The organism is Bacteroides sp. (assembly GCF_030151085.1).
Classification (GTDB): Bacteria; Bacteroidota; Bacteroidia; order Bacteroidales; family Bacteroidaceae; genus Bacteroides.
Genome location: NZ_JASLER010000038.1, coordinates 55783 through 73354, shown reverse-complemented (window position 1 = coordinate 73354; position 17572 = coordinate 55783). Strand labels below are relative to the sequence as shown.

Sequence of the window (17572 nt, the reverse complement as noted above, 5' to 3'; positions counted from 1 at the left end):
TGGCAATATGTATATACAGCTAACAAGATTCGTGGATTCAAACAAACGCACCAACCTAGTCCGTGGATTAACGATTACGGTCAGTTTTCCATTATGCCGGTAGTTGGCAAGCCTGAATTCGATGAAGACAAGCGCGCCAGCTGGTTCTCCCATAAAGGAGAAGTGGCAATGCCCCATTATTATAAGGTATATTTGGCTGAACATGATGTGGTAACAGAGTTTACTCCTACAGACCGTGCAGTGCTGTTCCGTTTCACCTTCCCCGAGAATGAACATTCTTATATTGTAGTCGATGCTTTTGACAAAGGTTCCTACGTGAAGATACTTCCGGAGCAGAACCGTATTGTCGGCTATACTACCCGTAATAGCGGTGGTGTTCCTGATAACTTCAAGAACTATTTTGTGATAGAGTTTGATAAACCGTTCACTTACAAAGCTTCCGTTGCCAATGGTGCCTTGAAAGAGAACAACCTCGAAGAAACGGCAGATCATGCCGGTGCCATCATCGGCTTCAAAACCCGCAAAGGCGAAGTGGTGCATGCCCGTGTAGCCTCTTCGTTTATCAGTCCTGAGCAAGCCGACAGAAATTTGCAAGAACTGGGTAATGACAGTTTCGAAGCTTTAGTGCAAAAAGGGCAGTCAGCCTGGAACCAAGTCCTCGGAAAGATTGATGTAGAAGGGGGCAACCTGGATCAAATCCGTACATTCTACTCTTGCCTGTACCGTTCGGTGCTTTTCCCCCGTTCCTTCTACGAACTGGATGAGGCTGGAAATCCTATTCATTATAGTCCTTATAACGGACAAGTATTGCCCGGATATATGTATACCGATACCGGCTTTTGGGATACTTTCCGTTGTCTGTTCCCTTTCCTTAACCTGATGTATCCGTCGGTAAACAAGCAGATTCAGGAAGGTTTGGTGAATACCTATAAAGAAAGCGGCTTCTTCCCCGAATGGGCAAGTCCCGGTCATCGTGGTTGCATGATTGGCAATAATTCGGCTTCCGTACTTGCCGATGCTTATCTGAAAGGTGTTAAAGTAGATGATGTCAACACGCTCTACGAAGGGTTGATTCACGGAACAAAGAATGTACATCCCGAAGTATCTTCTACCGGACGTCTTGGACATGAATATTACAATGAATTAGGCTATGTACCTTACGATGTGAAAATCAATGAGAACGCTGCCCGTACTTTGGAATACGCTTACGATGACTGGTGTATCTACCAGATGTCTAAGGCTTTGAACCGCCCCAAGAAAGAACAGAAGCTTTTTGCGAGCCGTGCCATGAACTACAAGAATGTGTTCGACAAGGATAGCAAATTGATGCGTGGTCGTAACAAGGACGGACAATTCCAATCCCCTTTCTCACCTTTGAAGTGGGGGGATGCCTTTACGGAAGGTAATAGCTGGCACTATTCATGGTCAGTATTCCATGACCCCCAAGGTCTGATTGATTTGATGGGCGGTAAAGAGAGCTTTGTTCAGATGCTGGATTCTGTTTTCATCGTTCCTCCATTGTTCGACGATAGTTATTACGGTCAGGTAATCCACGAAATACGTGAAATGACCGTGATGAATATGGGTAATTATGCTCATGGTAATCAACCTATACAGCACATGATTTACATGTATAATTATGCCGGTCAGCCGTGGAAAGCACAATACTGGTTACGTCAGGTGATGAACCGTATGTACACTGCCGGTCCCGACGGTTATTGTGGTGATGAAGATAACGGTCAGACTTCTGCTTGGTATGTATTCTCTGCATTAGGTTTCTATCCGGTTTGTCCGGGTACGGATGAGTATGTATTAGGTGCTCCATTGTTCAAAAAAGCGACTCTCCATTTTGAGAATGGTAATAGCTTGACAATTGATGCAGCTAATAATTCTGCCGATAATCTTTATATTGAATCTCTCCGGATAAACGGAAATGATTATAGCAAGAATTTCTTGAAACATGGTGATCTGATAAAAGGAGGTGTATTGGATTTTGAAATGGGTAATAAGCCCAATATACAAAGAGGCACTCAAACGGAAGATTATCCTTATTCTTTTTCGAATGAATTGAAAACAAAGTAATAGCAATTGGAATACCTATCTGGTATAGGTAAAATTGAATTAAATGAAGATTCTAGCTATGCGGTACACACGTCGCATGGCAATTCTTCATTTTTTTTATTTAATTCCCTCTTAAATAGAGTAAGTATTTATTGACAGATTAATTGTTGTATATAGAAAGCCTATCTTTTGGATTTTCCCTGTAGAAAAAGTTGGAAGGAAAGGGATATAAAATATAACATTTAGATTTATGGTAAAAAAACGGGCAAACACGAACTGGCAATTATCAAACAGTTTAATAAATTCATTATTTTTTCTTAGTATATCTGCTCGATCATTTGTATTATATATAAGGTATTAAATATGCATATACCGGGAAAAAAGGAATAAATCCTACTACTGAATCGCATTAATGATAAAAAATGTATTTTTGGACTAAGTGTATTTTTAGGTAGCGTTGTTCTATATACGAAAGCAAGAGAAGGAATCTCTTGAAGTAATTATTGTATAACCTATAATTTTTGTTTATGAAAAACAATCATGCTTTTCAGAGTTCGATGTTTATGCGAGCTTTATTAGTCTTGTTGTTCATGACGGTTTCTGCTCAATGGGGCTTTGCCCAGTTGAACTTGAATGTGTCTCGTGCTACATTAGGCACAGTCATTGAACAGATTAAATCTCAATCAAAGTATCAATTTTTCTATGACGACAAACTAGCGGCGTTATCCGTGGAGAATGTCAAGGTGAAAGATGCGTCGATAACAGATGCGTTGAACACAATTCTTAAAGGGAAAAACATTTCGTATAAGGTGGAAGATAACATCGTCTATCTTTCAGAGAAAAGCAATTCTCAACAACAAGGAAACCAGCAAGGCAAAGAACGCACGGTTACCGGAGTCGTATCGGATGATATGGGTCCGCTGATTGGTGTAAATGTGTTGGTTAAAGGTACAAGCAATGGCTGTATTACCGATCTTGACGGTAACTTTACACTGACTACTAACGAAGCAAACCCTGTTATTCAGTTCTCTTACATCGGTTACACATCACAAGAGATTGCCGTTAAAGGTTCTGCCCCTATCAATGTGATGATGCAAGGCGATTCGCAATTGATTGAAGAAGTTGTGGTAACCGCCCTCGGTATCAAACGTGCTACGAAGGCGTTGAGCTACAATGTACAGGAGGTGAACACTGCTGCTCTGAATGCCAACAAAGACGCTAACTTCGTTAACTCCCTGAGTGGCAAAGTGGCAGGTGTCAATATCAACGCCTCCTCATCTGGTGTGGGAGGTGTGTCTAAGGTGGTAATGCGTGGTACAAAATCCATCATGCAGTCTTCCAATGCTCTTTACGTAATAGATGGTGTGCCAATCTTCTCGGGTCGTGGCAACAGTGGTGGTACAGAATTCGATTCTCAAGGTTCTTCTGAACCTATTGCCGATATCAATCCCGATGACATTGAATCCATGTCGGTACTGACTGGTGCTGCGGCTGCTGCATTGTATGGCTCGGAGGCTGCCAATGGTGCTATTATCATTACTACCAAGAAAGGTAAAGAGGGAAAACTTAATCTGACCGTAAGCAGCAATACCGAGTTTACCACTCCATTTGTGATGCCGAGTTTCCAAAACCGTTACGGTACAGGATCGAACGGTATCTCTACCAATAAAGGTGCACTTAGTTGGGGAGCCCGTCTGAACGAAGCCAATAACTACGGTTATAGCCCCCGTGACGACTACTTTCAAACCGGTATTGTGGGTACAGAAACCATCTCTATGTCAACCGGTACTGAGAAGAACCAGACTTATGCATCGGCTGCTGCGCTCAACTCTAAAGGTATCGTTCCTAACAACAAATACAACCGTTATAACTTTACCGTACGCAATACCACTTCTTTCCTTAATGATAAGATGAAGCTCGATATCGGTGCAAGCTACATCTTGCAGAACGACCGCAATATGACCAATCAGGGTGCCTATAACAACCCGCTGGTAGGTGCTTATCTTTTCCCTCGTGGTAACGACTGGGAAGATATCCGCATGTACGAACGCTATGATGCCGCCCGCAAAATCAATACGCAGTACTGGCCTATAGGCGACGAGGCAATGGCTATGCAGAACCCGTACTGGATTAACAACCGTAACTTACGTGAGAACAAGAAAGACCGCTACATGCTGAATGCCGGACTTAGCTATCAGATTCTAGACTGGTTGAGTATATCGGGACGTGTCCGTCTGGATAACTCCAACAATGACTATACCGAGAAATTTTATGCATCGACCAATTCACAGCTTACCGAGAAATCTTCTCGTGGTCTGTACAGCATCACTAAAACTCAGGATAAGCAACTTTATGCCGACTTCCTACTGAACATTAGTAAAAACTTCGGTGAAAACTGGACACTGCAAGCCAATATTGGTGGTTCTTTCTCCGACGTTCGTTCGGATGCCATGAAAGTGCGTGGACCCATTGCTGACGGAAGTGATGCTTTTGGAGATGAACAGCCGGGATATACTAACTATTTCGCTATTCAGAATCTTAGTGCCAGCAAGACACAGCGTTTGCAAGAAGGCTGGCGTGAGCAGACGCAGTCTCTGTTTGCCTCTGCCGAACTAGGCTATAAGAGCACTTACTACCTGACGTTGACCGGACGTAACGACTGGCCTTCACAGTTGGCAGGTCCCAACTCAAACAGCAGTTCTTTCTTCTATCCTTCTATCGGTGGTTCGGTAGTATTGTCCGAATTGATGCCGGGACTGAATAAAGACCTTATATCATTTATGAAGATTCGCGGTTCATGGGCATCCGTAGGTAGCCCCTTCTCCAGATACTTGGCAAATCCTCGTTATGAATGGAATGCAAGTTCAGGACAGTGGAGTATCATGACTCAGTATCCTCTGTACAACTTGAAACCCGAACGTACCAATTCCTGGGAACTTGGTTTGACTTTACGCTTCCTGAAGAATTTCAATCTGGACGTGACTTACTATAACGCCAAGACTATGAACCAGACATTTAATCCACAATTACCCGTAAGCGGTTGGTCCGCCATGTATATTCAAACAGGTGCCGTACGCAACTCCGGTGTCGAATTGTCATTAGGATTTAAGAATACTTGGAACAAGTTTACATGGGATACAGGAATCACCTACTCAACAAATAAGAACAAGATTCTTACATTGGCCGACAATGCTATCAACCCCATCACCGGTGAACGTTTCTCATTGAATACACTGAATATGGGTGGTTTGGGCGAAGCTCGTTTCCTCTTGCGCGAAGGCGGTAGCATGGGCGACCTCTATTCATTGATTGATATGAAACGTGATGGTAATGGTAATATCTATGTCGATCAGAATGGAAATGTATCTACTGAAACTATTCAGAATCCTAACAAATACATCAAGTTGGGCAGTGTATTACCGAAGGGAAATCTGGCATGGCGCAATAATTTCAACTGGAAAGACCTTGACTTTGGTTTTATGGTATCGGCTCGCCTTGGTGGAGTGGTTTACTCGCGTACACAGGCTATGCTCGACTACTACGGTGTGTCCGAAGCTTCGGCCGACGCACGTGACCTGGGTTATGTAGGCATCAATGGTAACGACTTTATCAATCCTCAAACTTGGTATAGCGTAGTGGGTAGTGGCACGTCTGTTCCTCAATTCTACACCTATTCGGCAACCAACATTCGTTTACAGGAAGTATCGCTAGGCTATACTATCTCCCGCAAGTTGTTGAAAGATGTATGCGACATTCGCGTTTCACTTGTAGGTCGCAACCTATGGATGATTTACAACAAAGCACCTTTCGATCCTGAAAGTGTAGCTTCTACTGATAACTTCTATCAGGGTATCGACTATTTCATGATGCCAGCCCTGCGTAATATCGGTTTCAGTCTGAACTTCAAATTTTAATAGCGGATTAACATGAAAAAGAACATTATAAATAAACTGATTATAGGCTCACTTACATTTGGCTTTATGTCGTGTACGGGCAACTTTATGGATATCAATTCCAATCCTTATCAACCGGGTGACTTGGGTGCTGATGACTATGCCTTGGGCTCGGCTATGAGTAACTTGGCGAGCACTGTGATTTCTTCGGATATCAACACCACACAGTTCACTGACTGTTTGTTGGGTGGTCCGATGGGTGGCTACTTTGCCGACTCAAACAGTGGTTGGTCTAACACTATCTCGAACTTCGATGCCAAAAATGACTGGACTCGCGTATTTATGATTAGTGACCGCATAATCTCTACACTGTACAGCAATTTGAACACCATTCAGATGGTGTCCGAGAAGACTGACAACCCGGTTCCTTTTGCTATTGCACAGATTATAAAGGTGGCTGCAATGAGCCGCGTTACTGATACTTACGGTGCTATTCCTTACTCAAAAATCGGACAGGACGGAAAGATTTCCATTCCTTACGACTCACAGGAAGAGGTTTACAATAAATTCTTTGAAGAACTCGATGCCTCTATTGCTACCTTGACTGAGAACAAGAATGCCGCGTTGGTTGCTACTGCCGACTATGTATATAGTGGCAATGTTCAAAAATGGGTAAAGTTTGCCAACTCCCTGAAATTGCGCCTTGCTATCCGCATAGCATACGCCAATCCTACAAAAGCAAAAGAAATGGCAGAAAGTGCCGTGAAGCAAGAATTGGGACTGATTGAAACCAATGCAGATAATGCTACTTGGAAATACTTTGGTACCCTTCCTAATCCTATTTATACTGCTGTACGCTATAACGAAGAAAAAACCGGTGGCGATGCACATGCCGCAGCCGATATCATCTGCTACATGAATGGGTACAAAGACGCTCGTCGCGCCAGCTATTTCGAACAATCGGGATGGACGGGAGAGGCTTACGTAGGTCTTCGCCGCAGTATCAATATGGCTAAGATGACTGAATATTTCAACAAATACTCTCGCATCAAGATGTCTTCCAATGATCCTGTTCTTTGGATGAATGCTGCCGAGGTTGCTTTCTTGCGTGCCGAGGGCAAAGCTATATTCGGTTTTGATATGGGTGGCAATGCCGGTGACTTCTACAATCGGGGCATCGCACTCTCCTTTGAACAATGGGGCGTGGCAGGAGCTGATACTTATGCGGAAGACGACCAGAGTGTGCCTGCTGTGTATAAAGATCCTTCAGGCATTTATACCTACTCGGGAAATCTGACTGACATCACCATCAAATGGGACGACGCTGCCAGCGCTGAGAAGAAACAGGAGCGTATTATTACCCAGAAGTGGATTGCCAACTGGCCCTTGGGCAACGAGGCTTGGGCCGATTATCGCCGCACGGGATATCCTAAATTAATCCCTGCCTCTGCCGATGGCAACCGTAGCGGTGGAATAGTGGACAGCAACCGTGGTGCACGACGCATGCCTTATCCTTCTGAAGAATATACCAGCAATACGGAGAATGTACAAAATGCAGTGAGCAAGTTCCTCAAAGGACCCGACAATATGGGTACCGACGTATGGTGGGCTGCAAAGAAATAACCTTTAAAGAAAAATAGTATGAAGAGATTATATAGAAACTCAATCAAGGGAATAGCATTGGCTCTGTTTTCCATGTTTGCCCTTTCCGCTTGTTCGGACTGGACAGAGGTAGAAGGTCTTGGACTGGATGAGCCAACCCTGGCAGACAAGAATCCTGAACTGTATGCCAAATATCTGCAAAACCTGCGTGATTACAAGAATTCCGATCACAAGATAGTTTATGCTTGGTTTGATAATAGTGAGAAAACTCCTTTTAGCCGTGGACAACACATCTCTGACGCTCCCGATAGCCTTGATGTTATCTCTATGATGTATCCGGCAGAGTTGGCAGAGTTTGAACTGGCCGATATGAAGACTGTGCGTGAGAAAGGAACCAAAGTTGTTTATACCATCAGCTTTGATAAGATAAAGAAAGAGTATACCGAGAAAGTAAAAGAAGGTGTTGAAACCGGTACCTTTGATACATACCTTTCTACTGAGTTAACTAAGCAAATCGGTTATGCCGATGCTTTTGACGGTATGATTGTGGAATACAAGGGTACAAACCCTATTTACATGACTGCCGAACAGAAAGCGGAAGTAAAGAAGCAGCAGGATACTTTTTTTGGCGCTTTGTCTACATGGAGAAGCAGCAACGATAAGAAGTTGTTTACCTTCCAGGGATATCCTGAAAACTTGATTGGACAAACTTTGCTGGCTGGCTGCAACCATATTATTCTTGCTACGGACAATGTGGCAGATGATGCACAGTTGTCAGTAACTGCTCGTTTGGCAATGGTCGCTCCGGGCATACCGACCGATCGCTTTATTGTAGCCGTATCTACTGTTTCATTGGACGGTTCTGACAAGCTTACCGGATATTATGGTTCGGACAGAGCTTTGGCTGAAGCTGCTTACTGGACAATGGAATCTTCAGCCGATTATACACGTGCTGGAATAGCTATCTACAATGTGCAGAACGACTATTACAATGCTGTTAACATCTATCAGTATGTACGCGAGGCTATTAACATTATGAATCCTGCTCCTAAAAAATGAATCAAGCTATGAAACTGAGAAAATTATATATTGCATCGATTACATTGCTGGCAAGCGCATTAGTTTCGTGCAGTAATGATACCGAGACATTCGATAATCAAGTATATATCAATGCTTCGGCAAAAACTACCAGTGTATTACTGAAATCAACGGCTCCTACAGCCGAAGGAAAGTTCAAGGTTGCCATTCCCCAACCGGAATCTAAGGATATTACTATCTCCTTGAAGGCTGAACCTGCCTTGGTGGCTACTTACAATGCCGCTTATTATGACCATGCAGAAGCTTTGCCGGCACAGTACTACGCACTGGAGAAACAACAAGTATCTATCTTGGCAGGTAGCACTGTATCAGATGAAGTGGCTGTGAAGTTCAAAGACTTGACGCAATTGGATCGTGAGAAGATTTATGTACTGCCTGTAACCATTGAACAAGCTAATATCGGCATATTGGAAAGTGCACGCACTATGTATTATGTACTGAAAGGTGCCGCTCTTATTAATGTTGTGGCTAATATTACCAAGAATCTGGTGTATGTAAACTGGAGCAAGCCCGAAGTGGCCGATAACCTGAAGCAACTTACTGCCGAAGCATTGATCCGTGTCAATAAGTTCGACAAGATGCTGACAACCATTATGGGTATTGAAGGTGGTTTCCTGATTCGTATTGGTGATGCAGGTATTCCGAATAATCAGTTGCAGGTAGCGACTACTGCTGGTAATGTGACCTCTTCGGATCTTGTAATTCCTACGGGAGAATGGACACACATCGCTGTGACTTATGATGCAGATGCTGGGAAGATTATAGTTTATATCAATGGTAAGAACAAGTTGGAGGCGGACAAGAACTGTGGTGCTATCAACTGGGCTAAAACTAAAACCGATGAAGGTAATGGCTTCTGGATTGGTCATTCTTACAATCGCGAACGTTTCCTGGAAGGTGAAATCACAGAATGCCGTATCTGGAACAAAGTGTTGACACAGGATGATATTAACGCTAAAGATCACTTCTATGAGGTAGTTCCCGGAACTGAAGGACTGGTATCTTACTGGAAGTTCGATGAAGGTGCAGGTACTGCTATTACTGACTATAGTGGTAACGGGAATAATGCGACTGCTGTGGAAGCCATTACTTGGAATGCAGTAGAATTACCTGCAAAGAATTAATTAGTTATACCTTAATCATATAAAATGATGCTTATTATGAAATATATGAATCATATAAAATCAGGCTTGCTGGCAATGACTTTTGCATGCGTCGGAACAGTCTTTACTGGCTGTGAAGAGGACATCACAATTGATAATGCTGATTCAAGCAAGTTAGAGACAGTTGACGGTATGTACGGCTATGTAAAGTCTGCTGCCGGAGCACGTGAACTTACTCCGATTACTATTTTCGGAGACAAAGCAGGAGCCGGACATCTTTACTTTGAACTGAGCAAAGCTGCCACACAAGATGTAACTGTTACTTTTAAAGTAGATGCAGAAGCGCTTGACGCATATAATACAGCTCACGGTACATCTTATACGATGTACCCTGCTGACAAACTGAGTTTGGCAAATGGCGGTACAGCTACTGTTAAGTCAGGCGATAAGAAGTCTGCTGCGGTAGAACTGACCATTAACACAGGAGGTTCAATAGGTACGACATACGCAGTGGCTATTTCGGCAACTGCCAATGACGGTGTGGAAGTGTCTGCCAATAATCAGACTTACATTTATCTGGTAAAGCCGATGGCTGCCATTCCCGATTCAAAGAAGGGCGATGTACTGACTCATTGTTTTGTGGAAGTAAACAATGAAAGTATCTTGAACTGTGGTGAATACACTATGAAGAAGAGTGGTAAGCCTTTCTTTGATGTAGTTAGTATTTTTGCTGCCAATATCAATGTGGATAGCGAAACAGGTCGCGTACATGTATTCTGTAATGATCAGGTTTCTTTCTTATTGAAGAACGCAGATAAAATCATCCGTCCTTTGCAGGCTAAAGGTATTAAAGTAAATATGACTCTTTTGGGTAACCACGACGAAGCCGGTATGGGCAATCTTTCTGCAGAAGCTGCGGCTGATTTTGCCAAGGAATTGAAAGCATATATGGATATTTATGGTCTGGATGGTGTGGACTTTGATGATGAATACTCTTCTTATTCGGATAATCCTAGCCCGGGTTTTCTGCCTCGTTCTCGTGAGAACTTTGCTCGCCTGATTTACGAATGCCGTCAGCAGATGCCGGATAAGTTGCTGGGCGTTTATGAATACAGTTATAAGTTTATTGACTCTCCTACAGGAACTGTAGAAGGTAAAACAGTAGGTGAATTAGTAGATTATATTACATACGGATACTATCAGAATCAAGCTGACTACCTGCAGCGTGGTAAAGGTCGTGAGAAGAACTTTGAAGGACTGCCCAAATCGAAATATTGTCCTACGCCTTTAAAGATTAATCATGAATTGAATGGGGGGCGGGAGTCCTTCCAACTGGAATATATTAAGGATATGAAAGAGTCTGGTTATGGTGTTCAGATGTTCTATAATCCCGAATCTCAAATATATAATTATTGCCATTTCTTTACTGAAATAAGTACTATCTTGTTTAATGATGGAGTAGAGTGGAGTAGCAAATACTATACTCGTACGGAGACTGCTCCGATTCAAGGAAATCCGGTATATAACTATGAGGATTTGATTGGCGAATGGACGGCCGCTTCCAGCAATTCATTATATGTATATATAGATGAAAGTGGTAACCCTAGATGGTGGGATTGGAGTGGCTCACAGACTTTTGATGTACGTATTGAGCAGAAAGAAGCTGGTAAGAGTTACTACGTATACGGTTGGGGTACCTATCCCGAAATCACTGACAAATATCCGTTAGTAATGAATTATAAAGACGGTAATTTGTCTATTCCTGTGCCGCAAACAATTCATGTAGGTGATAATGTTGATCCGATTACTTGGGAGATGTGTTGGGGTACTTATGGTAAGGTCAATGTATGGAACTTCTATAAAGAAGGAGAAGAGGAATATACAATGCCTATCTCAGGTGCTATGGACATAGACATGGCAAAGGGAACTATAAGACTTACTGGTATAGGTAACCGTTGGGGTATTGACCCGTGTCATGAGGTAGATGGAAAGTTAACGCCTCCTCACATGGATGTGAAATCTCACATTACCGAGAACTATACTTTGGTGAAGAAGAACTAGTGTTTTATGACATAGGTAAGTCGTAGCTACTGACTTACTTATGTCATCACTACTGACTTACCTAAGTCATAAAAACAATCAAAAGCATGAAACAACACCTTATATATATACTAACCTTTCTCTTCCTTCTGTCCGGTTGTAAATTCCCTAAACCAACAGAAGTGAAATCTCCTGACGGGAGTATCCGTTTGGCATTCGCTTTGGACGGTAATCATCGCATGACTTACCGGGTGGATGTGAACGATACGACTTTTATTACTCCTTCCTCTTTAGGTTTTCTTGCCAAAGACGGATTGAATCTTGCCGAAGGTTTCCGTATAATGAGTACCGATTTCTCATCAGCAGACGAAAATTGGACACAGCCTTGGGGTGAGAACAAAACGATCCGAAACCATTATAATGAAATGGCCGTACATCTGGCCGATACTACAAATACGAAGTTAGTTCTGCGTTTCCGTGTTTTTGACGATGGAATAGGATTCCGTTATGAATATGAAGTGGCAGGAGCCGACAGTATTCTGATTACAGACGAATTTACTGCCTTTAATATTGCACAGGACGGTACATCATGGTCTATCCCTGCCAATTATGAAACATACGAATTGTTATATCGTACGCAACCTCTCAGCAAAATAGACAATGCCAATACTCCGATGACCTTCAAGACCGGCAATGTCTATGCCAGTATTCATGAAGCAGCGTTGACCGACTTTCCCGAAATGACTTTGAAGAATGTGGGAGACTGCCAATTCAAATCCGAACTTGCTCCGTGGCCCGATGGTATCAAAGCAAGGATGGCAGGCAATAGTTTCAAGACCCCGTGGCGTACGCTGCAAATTGCTCCTGAAGCAATAGGACTGATAAACTCAGGACTTATCCTGAACCTGAATGAGCCTTGCGCGCTCGAAACCACCGACTGGATTCGTCCGATGAAGTACGTTGGCGTATGGTGGGGCATGCATTTAGGTGTAGAAAGCTGGGTAATCAACGACCGTCATGGTGCTACTACTGAAAATGCAAAACGGTATATCGACTTTGCCGCCAACAATAATATAGAAGCCGTTATGTTCGAAGGCTGGAATGAAGGCTGGGAGAACTGGGGCGGAAATCAATCATTTGATTATACGAAACCATACGCAGATTTCGACATCAAGGAAATAGCCCGTTACGCAAAAGAAGAGGGCATTGAGATTATAGGTCACCATGAAACCGGTGGCAATATCACCAATTACGAAAAACAGCTGGACAATGCCTATCGCTGGTATGCCGATTTGGGCGTTCATAGTGTAAAGACCGGTTATGCCGGAGGACTTCCTGACGGACACAATCATCACGGACAATTCAATGTACGCCATTATCGCAAAGTGGTGCAGACTGCTGCCAAATATCATACCACACTCGATGTACACGAACCCATCAAAGATACCGGCATTCGCCGCACTTATCCTAATATGATGACCCGTGAAGGTGCTCGTGGCATGGAATGGAATGCCTGGAGTGAGGGTAATCCTCCCGAACACCATGTGATGTTACCATTTACCCGTCTGCTGGGTGGCCCTATGGATTATACCCCCGGTATATTCGACATCTTGTATGAGCGAGCCAAGAAGAATCCTAACCGCAAGCAGTGGAATATGAAGGATAGCAAAGACTGCCGTATCAACACCACTCTTGCCAAACAAATAGCCAACTGGGTAATACTTTACTCCCCTCTACAGATGGCTGCCGATATGATTGAAAACTACGAAGGACATCCTGCTTTCCAATTCTTCCGCGACTATGATGCCGATTGTGACTGGTCGCAAGCATTGGCAGGCGAACCCGGTGAATTCGTTGCCATTGTCCGCAGAGCAAAAGATAAGTATTTCTTGGGTGCTGCCACCAACGAAATGGCACGAACTATTGATATCAAGCTTGATTTTCTTGCAAAAGGAAAAAGCTACAAAGCTATTATTTATGCCGATGCAAAAGATGCTGACTGGGAAACGAATCCCACAGCATACGAAATTATAGAAAAGCAAGTAACTGCCGATGATACTCTCACCATTGTAATGGCAAGGGGCGGCGGACAAGCTATTAGTTTTATGCCAATCTGATAAACAAACGTAATACAAGTAGATATGAAGAAAAACATGAAAACGAATTCCATACTGATGGGTGGACTAATGTTGTTGGGCACAATTTGTAGTTGTACTCCGGCGGCAGTAGAGGACTATGCGTCCTACGTCAATCCGTTTATCGGTACAGGAGGACATGGGCATACTTATCCCGGAGCGGTAGTTCCCAACGGGATGATTCAACCCAGTCCGGACACGCGAATTTATGAGTGGGACGCATGTTCCGGTTATTATTATGCCGATTCAACCATGAACGGCTTCTCGCATACGCACCTCAGTGGTACGGGATGTGGTGATTATGGTGATGTATTGCTGATGCCCACTATAGGCAAGCAGGAATATCAACCTACCGGTTCTAAGAGCCAGCAGATGGCGTATGCTTCCGCCTTTTCTCATAAGAACGAAGTGGCTGAGCCCGGTTATTATTCAGTATTTCTGGACCGTTATCAAGTGAAAGCGGAGTTGTCTGCTACCAAACGTGCCGCTATTCACCGCTATACTTTTCCGCAAGCAGCAGATGCTGGATTCATTTTGGATCTGGACTACAGTCTGCAACGCCAGAAGAATGAAGAAATGGAGATTGAAGTGATCAGCGATACTGAAATCCGCGGACGTAAGAAAACCGTATATTGGGCATTCGATCAATACATTAACTTCTATGCTAAATTCTCCAAACCGTTTACTTATACCTTAGTCACCGATTCGGTCGCTTTGGACGAAGGTGGTCCGCTTCTGCCTACTGCAAAAGTATTGCTGCAATTCCCTACTGTAAAGAATGAACAAGTATTAGTAAAAGTAGGTGTATCTGCTGTCGATATGGATGGCGCCCGTAAGAATGTAGAAGCTGAAATACCGGAATGGGATTTTGACGGAGTACGTCAGGCTGCCCGTGCAGAATGGAACAAGTATCTCTCTAAGATAGATATTAAAACAACAGATACAGACCAACGGACTATGTTCTATACTGCCCTTTACCATACAGGTATGCAGCCCAATCTGTTCACCGATGCTGACGGGCGTTACCTGGGGATGGATCTGAAACCTCATCAGGGAAATGTAAATCAGCCTATATATACCATATTCTCTTTGTGGGATACTTTCCGTGCTTACCATCCGTTGATGACTATTATCGACCCTGAGTTGAACGAGGCTTTTATCCGTTCGCTCATTAAGAAAGAAGAAGAGGGAGGAATCTTCCCTATGTGGGAGTTGGCAGGAAACTATACCGGAACCATGATTGGTTATCATGCCGCATCTCTGATTGCCGATTCATACGTAAAAGGCTATCGTAACTTTGATGTGAAAGAGGCTTATCGTGCTTGCCTGCGTACGGCAGAATATGACACTACGGGCATTATCACCCATCCGTTAGTGTTACCGCACCTGATGCCGCAAGCCAAATACTGGAAGAATAAGATAGGATATGTTCCTTGTGATAAAGATAACGAATCCGTTGCCAAGGCTTTGGAATATGCATACGATGATTGGTGCATCTCTGTACTTGCCGATGCAATGGGTGACGAACCTAATAAAGAGAAATATACTACGTTTGCCGAAGGATATAAAGTCTATTTCGACCCGAGTACCCGTTTCATGCGCGGACTGGACAGCGAAGGTAACTGGCGTACTCCTTTCAGTCCTCGTGCTTCTACCCATCGCAATGACGATTATTGTGAGGGTACTGCCTGGCAGTGGACTTGGTTCGTTCCTCATGATGTAGATGGTCTTGTAGAATTGATGGGAGGAAAAGATGCCTTTATCGGAAAGCTCGATTCACTCTTCACTGCCCCCTCGGCTATGGAAGGCGAATCGGTATCGGTAGACATTTCCGGTTTGATAGGACAATATGCTCATGGCAACGAACCCAGCCATCATATTGCACATCTTTACAATTATGTAGGACAGCCCTATAGAACGCAAGAAATTGTGGACGAGGTATTGCAAACGCTCTACTTCAACAATCCCGACGGACTTTCGGGTAATGAGGACTGTGGTCAGATGTCAGCCTGGTTTATTATGAATGCGATGGGCTTCTATCAAGTATGTCCCGGCAAACCGGTGTATTCCATCGGACGTCCCTTATTCAATGAAGCTACCATTCATTTGAATGCAGGAAAGACGTTTAAGATAGTAGCGCATAACAATAGCCGTGACAATAAGTATGTGCAGAGTATGGTTCTGAATGGGAAGAAATTGCAAACTCCTTTCTTTACTCATCAGGATATAGTAGAAGGTGGTACGTTGGAACTGACAATGGGTGACAAGCCACTGCCTTAAAAACTAACTGCTATGAATCAGAAAATTCATAATCCTATATCGTGGGTTCCCACTGTATATTTTGCCATGGGGTTGCCATTCGTGGTACTGAACATGGTATCTGTATTGATGTTTAAAGGACTGGGTATCGGTGATGCACAAATTGCTTTGTGGACGTCACTTATTATGTTACCCTGGACACTGAAGTTTCTTTGGAGTCCGTTTCTTGAAATGTTCAGGACGAAGAAGTTTTTCGTAGTATTAACGCAAATGGTTACCGGAGCAGGTTTTGCTCTGGTAGCTTTGGCTTTACAACTGCCGGCCTTTTTCGCTGTATGTATTGCGTTGCTGGCAGTGATTGCTTTCAGCGGTGCCACACATGATGTGGCTACCGATGGCGTATATATGTCGGAGCTGAACAAACAGGAACAGGCTAAATATATTGGCTGGCAAGGTGCATTCTACAATATAGCCAAGATAGTAGCTTCGGGCGGACTGGTATGGTTGGCAGGCTGGCTACTGAAGAGTTTCGGTGGAGTAGGAGAGGTGACGGAAGCTGTTCGTCATGAAGCTACAGTGCACGCCTGGATGGTGGTGATGCTGATATTGGCAACCGTTATGATCTTGCTGAGTTTATATCACATACGTATGCTTCCAACGGGAGGCAAAAGCGCATCCGGCACGGCAACAGTCAGAGAAACTCTACATCAATTAATGGAAGTGATCAGAGATTTCTTCCTTAAGAAACACATTTGGTATTATATCACTTTCATCATTCTATACCGTCTTGCCGAAGGCTTCGTTATGAAGATTGTTCCTCTTTTCCTCAAAGCAGAGCGCTCAGTGGGTGGCTTGGGACTTAATGAGCAGCAGATTGGTTTGTATTACGGTACATACGGTGCGGCAGCTTTTGTATTAGGTTCTTTATTGGCAGGGTATTATATCTCGCATCGGGGCTTGCAGAAGACATTATTTTCTTTGTGTTGTATCTTCAACCTGCCTTTTGTCGCTTATACCTTACTGGCGGTTTATCAACCGGAGAGCGGTATGTTAATTGGGAGTGCCATTGTGTTGGAGTATTTTGGTTATGGATTTGGCTTTGTAGGATTGAGCTTGTTCATGATGCAGCAGGTAGCTCCCGGTAAACACCAGATGGCACATTACGCATTTGCTTCGGGAATTATGAACTTGGGTGTAATGTTGCCGGGATCAATCAGTGGCTATGTCAGTGATTGGTTAGGATACGAACATTTCTTTATCTTTATCTTATTCGCTACTATTCCGGCATTCTTGATAACATATTTTGTGCCGTTTACGTATGCGGATACCCCTCATTCCTCTAAATAGGGAAGGAGTATAGTTTTGATAGTATATAAAATAT

The 17572-nt window shown here is 43.5% G+C and carries 9 protein-coding genes; all 9 read left to right on the top strand.

Going from position 1 to position 17572, the window contains the following annotated elements; genetic code table 11:
- Positions 1–2082 (top strand): GH92 family glycosyl hydrolase (locus Q1W14_RS07195; RefSeq protein WP_300700256.1); only part of this gene is annotated, 2082 nt, incomplete at its 5' end.
- A 506-nt stretch (positions 2083–2588) separates the two neighbouring features.
- Entirely contained in the window at positions 2589–5975 is a 3387-nt protein-coding gene (locus Q1W14_RS07190) for a TonB-dependent receptor (RefSeq protein WP_300700255.1), read from the top strand.
- 12 nt (positions 5976–5987) lie between these two features.
- Positions 5988–7577, top strand: coding sequence for a RagB/SusD family nutrient uptake outer membrane protein (locus Q1W14_RS07185; protein WP_300700253.1), 1590 nt, complete (start codon positions 5988–5990; stop codon positions 7575–7577).
- 18 nt (positions 7578–7595) lie between these two features.
- Positions 7596–8615 carry a glycoside hydrolase family 18 gene (locus Q1W14_RS07180; RefSeq protein ID WP_300700252.1) on the top strand — a complete coding sequence of 340 codons (1020 nt, stop codon included), beginning with the start codon at positions 7596–7598 and terminating at the stop codon, positions 8613–8615.
- Positions 8616–8623: 8 nt separating this feature from the next.
- On the top strand, positions 8624–9778 hold the full coding sequence (locus tag Q1W14_RS07175; protein WP_300700250.1) for a DUF1735 and LamG domain-containing protein: 1155 nt from the start codon (positions 8624–8626) through the stop codon (positions 9776–9778).
- 36 nt (positions 9779–9814) lie between these two features.
- On the top strand, positions 9815–11818 hold the full coding sequence (locus Q1W14_RS07170; RefSeq protein ID WP_300700249.1) for a DUF1735 domain-containing protein: 2004 nt from the start codon (positions 9815–9817) through the stop codon (positions 11816–11818).
- 86 nt (positions 11819–11904) lie between these two features.
- Positions 11905–13914 carry a glycoside hydrolase family 97 protein gene (locus Q1W14_RS07165; protein WP_300700247.1) on the top strand — a complete coding sequence of 670 codons (2010 nt, stop codon included), beginning with the start codon at positions 11905–11907 and terminating at the stop codon, positions 13912–13914.
- 24 nt (positions 13915–13938) lie between these two features.
- Entirely contained in the window at positions 13939–16212 is a 2274-nt protein-coding gene (locus Q1W14_RS07160) for a GH92 family glycosyl hydrolase (protein ID WP_300700246.1), read from the top strand.
- A 12-nt stretch (positions 16213–16224) separates the two neighbouring features.
- Complete coding sequence (locus Q1W14_RS07155) at positions 16225–17538, top strand: MFS transporter (RefSeq protein ID WP_300700244.1); 1314 nt, start codon at positions 16225–16227, stop codon at positions 17536–17538.
- Positions 17539–17572 lie beyond the last annotated feature (34 nt).

Coding starts and splice junctions, on each gene's coding strand:
- Q1W14_RS07190 (WP_300700255.1), top strand. CDS start 2,589: ATGAAAAACAATCATGCTTTTCAGAGTTCGATGTTTATGCGAGCTTTA.
- Q1W14_RS07185 (WP_300700253.1), top strand. CDS start 5,988: ATGAAAAAGAACATTATAAATAAACTGATTATAGGCTCACTTACATTT.
- Q1W14_RS07180 (WP_300700252.1), top strand. CDS start 7,596: ATGAAGAGATTATATAGAAACTCAATCAAGGGAATAGCATTGGCTCTG.
- Q1W14_RS07175 (WP_300700250.1), top strand. CDS start 8,624: ATGAAACTGAGAAAATTATATATTGCATCGATTACATTGCTGGCAAGC.
- Q1W14_RS07170 (WP_300700249.1), top strand. CDS start 9,815: ATGAAATATATGAATCATATAAAATCAGGCTTGCTGGCAATGACTTTT.
- Q1W14_RS07165 (WP_300700247.1), top strand. CDS start 11,905: ATGAAACAACACCTTATATATATACTAACCTTTCTCTTCCTTCTGTCC.
- Q1W14_RS07160 (WP_300700246.1), top strand. CDS start 13,939: ATGAAGAAAAACATGAAAACGAATTCCATACTGATGGGTGGACTAATG.
- Q1W14_RS07155 (WP_300700244.1), top strand. CDS start 16,225: ATGAATCAGAAAATTCATAATCCTATATCGTGGGTTCCCACTGTATAT.